We start from the raw sequence: 4,718 nt of genomic DNA, 5'->3' as shown, positions 1-4,718 counted from the left end.
AAAAAACGACCCCGCCCGAGGTTGGCGAGACACTTAATTTTGAGCATTTCGAGCAAGCTCGCAATAAGGCACTTGAATGGCTTGAAAGCAATGGATTCAAAGCAGAAAAGCCAACCATTGGGAAGTTTGGTACGAATGCCGGGAAGGTTGTAGGCATGCAAACCGCTGACGGCAAGACTGGCTATCGAATCGAATATGATGAAAGAAGCGGCGCACATATAAACGTTTGGTCAGGAAAAAAGCCAGCACCACATTACCTTTTCAATGCAAGCGAAAAAACCGTATTAAAATTACTAAAGGCATTTAAAAAATGAGCTACTTCGACGAAGAACTTGAGAAAGAATTGTTAGAATCCAGCATTAACTACATGAAACTTGACAATGATGCACATGACAACGCCGTCTCACATATCAATAGAAATTTTCCGTTTATTGGATCAAAAATCGCTTGGAGCTCACTTCCCAACAGCACATCGCATTCAAAAAACACTATAAACAAAGCCATTGAAGAAATTTCAGAAAAAGCAAAAGATCTCAAAATAACTGAGATTACCTTTATCGGCGACTCGCTCACAGAGAATGCTTATAGATTCCACACCGCCGATCTTAAAAAAATAATAATGACATTTTCTGAAATACCGCAACACACCTATTTTTTCTCCGAGCAGTTTAGTTTGATAGGTTGCATAAGCAGCGAGGGCGAAATCAATTTTAGTGCGACCACTTAAACATGACACATAGCAGAAAAATAGGGAAAATCGATTTTCTATTGAAATAAATCCGCCCCCATTTGCGCCATTCAATCAGAGAAAACAAATATAAAAACAGGATATTCACACTCATCATCGAAGATACTCTGAAAGCACTCGCAAACATTGAATTTACCTTGATTTCTCTATAAAAAATGGGAAGTTACTATAGCGACAAACCGGTTAAAGAATATCAAAAACTTCAACCGAGCTCATTAACGATGATACGTCACTCAGCGACCAATCCAAGATCAAAAAATCATCAGCAAAAAATTTGCCCCAATTCCTGGTGAGGATTCACATGAATGACATAGAGCGTCATGTGGAGGGAATTGAATTCTGGAAGCCTTGAATGATTAGCTGTACGAAGAAATCTGCTGGGCCGCCTGATATGCGTGAAAAACACGTCACTGAAACCTTCAAGGCGACTGTCAACTTAAACTCTCCATTCAAGAATAATGAAAAACAGAAAACTTATGCTCAACGCATAATCACCAGATCAAATCTCTGCGACCACTCTCACGGATTAAATAATCAAAGGACTGTTATCTTGAAACACTTGAGCCGCACTCTCTCCTTGCTTCTAGCCTTTACCTTCTCCCTAAGCGCAAGCGCGCTGTCACTACGATCCGAACAACATCCCGACGGCACAACTGTCTTGTTGCTTACAAACGAAGCCAGTCCAGAACGGGCTCACAAGCTCAACCAAGACCCGGCGGTTCGCTCTGCACTCGTTGATTTTCTTGGCTACCAAACCGGAAGCTACACCAATGACAATACGATGATCGTGCAGCAGGTTCTTGAAGCGCTCGATTCGGAAATGGCGACGTTTGTTGATGGAGTGCCTCCCGGCAGAAAAATGATCACCGCCATGGACGACGGTAACAACGGATTCGAGCGCGGCGCATTGCTGCTGGACGACAAGGGGCAGTTGCTCGCCGTAGGACTGGTCAATGGCCATTGCTCCGTCAAGTCTCGTGACGAGCCATTGACTTGTAACGATGCTCCGGAAACCGTGCTGACCATTTTCCAGCCAGAAGGCGCTAGTGAGGGTGACGCCGACGCTTTGATCACTTGGAGTAAGCAACTGCCTCCTATGATGGCGCTGTGGGCGGAGAGTGACGATCCAGAACGCCGAGCCGCTGCGCAGAAGATTGCCCACGTTGAGTACATCGTGACTCAGCCGAAACAGGGAGCTTGGACTGCGGCTCAATTACCGTCCGATTTTCCAAAAGCGATGCTGCCGTTGCTTCCGCAGCGAGCTCACTTGATTGGCGCCGGCGCTCACGGTGTCTTTACGACACCGGGTATGGAGGGCACGTCAATTGACGGTGACTGGGACAAAATAGCCGGACGCCCTCAGCATGAATATGAGGTCATTCTCAGGACTTTTACCGAATACGCGGATGTTATCGACTTCTATCAGCAACATGCAAAGGACGCCGAAGTCAGCGGCAACGAGCGCAAAGCGCTCGTTGAAGGCCGCATCAATGGTGGTACCTATAAAGTAGAAATCACCAATAGAAAAGAAGCCGGCACAGTGATCACGTTTTCCGCTTGGCGGCAGGAGGTCTAATTCATCTCTGAAGACAGAGCGATCATGTGGTCGCTTTGTCTTCTGAGCAAAAGGGACTGAGTAAAAGAGGACAGTTTTCTTTCTTCAAACTGAATATAAATCTGTCCCCTTTTCTTACTCGCAATTAAAAGCAAAAAAACATGAAATTTGAAAAAATAATACGTCTCGGCGGAAAAGTAATTTTCGACGAACTATCCAACCTAATCGATTACGACATAGCACTCATCTCAGAGAACCTGAAAGAGGATCTCTTACAGGCAGCATTCCCAAACGAACAAATATTAGACATCGGATGGTATCCTGAATTTGACAAAAATGGTGCCTTTAGAATTTCATTAATTGCAGATCGAGATTGGGAATCTCCGATATACACCGACACCGCCAAAACCTGGAGCGACCTTGACAAAATCTTAGATCACACGCTGCATAAAGTTAAACAAATCTGATGCAGGCTTTACATATTAGGAGTATATGGGGAAAGCAGTGGACCTGACATTGGCTAAGCCATAGGGTGTAGCGGCGCTGCCAATCGATGACAAAATTTGTTAGAGCAACCCACTACGCTAAAGCAGCGCAGCCGATGCCGATGCCGATGCCGATGCAATTAATTTGGGAAAAGCCTCAGACCTGTAGTACAAGGGAGTTTTCTTTCGGTAAAAAAATCTCGACAACCAAACCTATAACAGCGAAAGCAAAACCATGATATTTAAGTGCTCGGGCAACGCAGTCAATCCAAGTACCGTATCTTATAGAAGCTTGGGATTCGGAGAGGCGGTCACGATCAAGACTCAGCCCTACATACTGCAAATCAAACCCGGAGACTTTCCAAGAAAGTTCGAAATTATTGCAGATACGTTTATTTCGGAATGCAGGATTGACGATACCGTGCAAGGCTATGCGGACATCCCCGAGCTTGCGACAGTTGATTACCCGACTTTCAATGAACTTCTGAACATCCATTCAAACCTAGCAGCAAGTTTGATCGAAGATTATCTTTACTTCGAACTCTTCTATCATCTTTTTCAAAACCCAACCAACCTACAGCTGGTTATCAACAACATCAACAACGTATATACAGAAAAAGATTCAATAATAATCACGGGAGACACATATCCATTCAAATACTTCTAGCAGAAGGAAACTTGCTCGACGGCAGGCCCGCCGACTCATACCTCAACGGTCGACTGTTGAATAACACCGATCTGGCGACGAAGTCAGTGCGCTAATCACCGATTGCTAGTGATCTATTTGCCAGCTCTATTACGCGGCTAGTACCAAAAATATGCAGAGCCAGCCGCAAGAGCAATGTCCGCCATCGGGACAAAGGTCGATTCAACGCCGTTACGGAAACTACTGAAACGCAGAAAGTCTAGCTAACGTAAAAGGGCAACCGCCTGCTGATGCCCGGCGATCGCCACTACGATTACACGCTATCCGCCCCGGCCAACCGCACCTGCCTCTCCAACTCCACCTTCAACCCCGGCTCCAATTTCAACTGCCGTGCCAGTTCATCCAGATAGCTCTTCTCCATAAAATTCTCCTCATCCACCAGCATCACACTGGCGATGTACATCTCCGCCGCCATTTCCGGCGTGCTCGCCGCGCGGGCGACGTCGGTGGGGTCGAGGGGTTTGTTGAGTTCGGCGTGGAGCCAGTGTTGCAGTTCCTGATCGTTGTCGAGCTTTGTGAATTCGCCCTCGATCAGTTCGCGCTCGCGCTCGTCGATGTGGCCGTCGGCTTTGGCGGCGGCGACCAGGGCTTTGAGGATGGCCTGGCTGTGCTCCTCGACTTGCGCGGGTGGCAGGCGGTCGAGGGTTTGCGGTTCGCGTTGTGGTGCGCTGCCTTTTTGGGCGTTGTAGTTGCCGTAGGCCTTGTAAGCCAGTACGCCCAGCGCGGCGAGGCCGCCGTAGAGGGCGACTTTGCCGCCGACCTTGCGGACCTTTTTATTGCCGAGCAGCAGGCCCATCGCGCCTGCGGCCAATGCGCCGCCACCCGCGCCGGAGAGCAGACCGCCGAGGCCGCTGGAGCCAGACGAGCCACCGAGCAAGCCGCCAAGTCCGCTGGCAGCCGATTTGCTGGAAGCGCCGCCGTCCTTGTTCTGCAGCATTTCCTGCCCGGACTTGAGCAGTTGATCGAGCAATCCACGGGTGTTCATGTTCCGTCTCCAAACAAGGGTTATCCGGATCTAAGGCCCTCAGCCTAGTTCGAAAGTGCCCGGACCCGCCCCGCGAGTGTGCTTCGAGATGTTGCTCGCCACTCAAAAGGGCTCGTTCCGAGCGTTACCCAATGAAAAGGGGCGGGCCTTTCGACCTGCCCCCTTCTCCCCTCCTCTTTAAAACCGCGAAACACTCCGCATCGCATCCACCAGATAGCGCATGGCGATCCGGTCGCTTT

Annotated in this window: 5 protein-coding genes; 4 read left to right on the top strand and 1 reads right to left on the bottom strand. The window is 48.7% G+C overall.

Going from position 1 to position 4,718, the window contains the following annotated elements; all coding sequences use genetic code 11:
- The 4 genes from V8J63_RS26020 to V8J63_RS26005 form a co-directional block, all read left to right on the top strand.
- Nucleotides 1–314: hypothetical protein (locus V8J63_RS26020; RefSeq protein ID WP_336464849.1), on the top strand; the 314-nt coding region annotated here is incomplete at its 5' end.
- On the top strand, nt 311–727 hold the full coding sequence (locus V8J63_RS26015) for a hypothetical protein (protein WP_122700361.1): 417 nt from the start codon (nt 311–313) through the stop codon (nt 725–727). The genes V8J63_RS26020 and V8J63_RS26015, both read left to right, overlap by 4 nt.
- A gap of 373 nt (nt 728–1,100) precedes the next feature.
- Nucleotides 1,101–2,324: a hypothetical protein gene (locus V8J63_RS26010; protein WP_232245492.1), complete on the top strand. Its 1,224-nt coding sequence runs from the start codon at nt 1,101–1,103 to the stop codon at nt 2,322–2,324.
- A gap of 140 nt (nt 2,325–2,464) precedes the next feature.
- Nucleotides 2,465–2,770, top strand: coding sequence for a hypothetical protein (locus V8J63_RS26005; RefSeq protein ID WP_125927647.1), 306 nt, complete (start codon nt 2,465–2,467; stop codon nt 2,768–2,770).
- A gap of 977 nt (nt 2,771–3,747) precedes the next feature.
- Here the strand turns inward: V8J63_RS26005 and V8J63_RS26000 are convergent.
- Nucleotides 3,748–4,479, bottom strand: a complete 732-nt coding sequence (locus V8J63_RS26000) for a tellurite resistance TerB family protein (RefSeq protein ID WP_130888421.1) — start codon at nt 4,477–4,479, stop codon at nt 3,748–3,750.
- Nucleotides 4,480–4,718: the final 239 nt, after the last annotated feature.

Origin of the sequence: Pseudomonas sp. CCNWLW23, assembly GCF_037095675.1 — a bacterium.
GTDB classification, from domain to species: domain Bacteria; phylum Pseudomonadota; class Gammaproteobacteria; order Pseudomonadales; family Pseudomonadaceae; genus Aquipseudomonas; species Aquipseudomonas atacamensis.
Note: the sequence above shows the minus strand (reverse complement) of the source record. Positions and strands in the feature narration are given on the sequence as shown.

Excerpts from the sequence above, each read along its gene's own strand:
- V8J63_RS26000 (WP_130888421.1), bottom strand. The coding sequence starts at position 4,479 with ATGAACACCCGTGGATTGCTCGATCAACTGCTCAAGTCCGGGCAGGAA.
- V8J63_RS26005 (WP_125927647.1), top strand. The coding sequence starts at position 2,465 with ATGAAATTTGAAAAAATAATACGTCTCGGCGGAAAAGTAATTTTCGAC.
- V8J63_RS26015 (WP_122700361.1), top strand. The coding sequence starts at position 311 with ATGAGCTACTTCGACGAAGAACTTGAGAAAGAATTGTTAGAATCCAGC.
- V8J63_RS26010 (WP_232245492.1), top strand. The coding sequence starts at position 1,101 with ATGATTAGCTGTACGAAGAAATCTGCTGGGCCGCCTGATATGCGTGAA.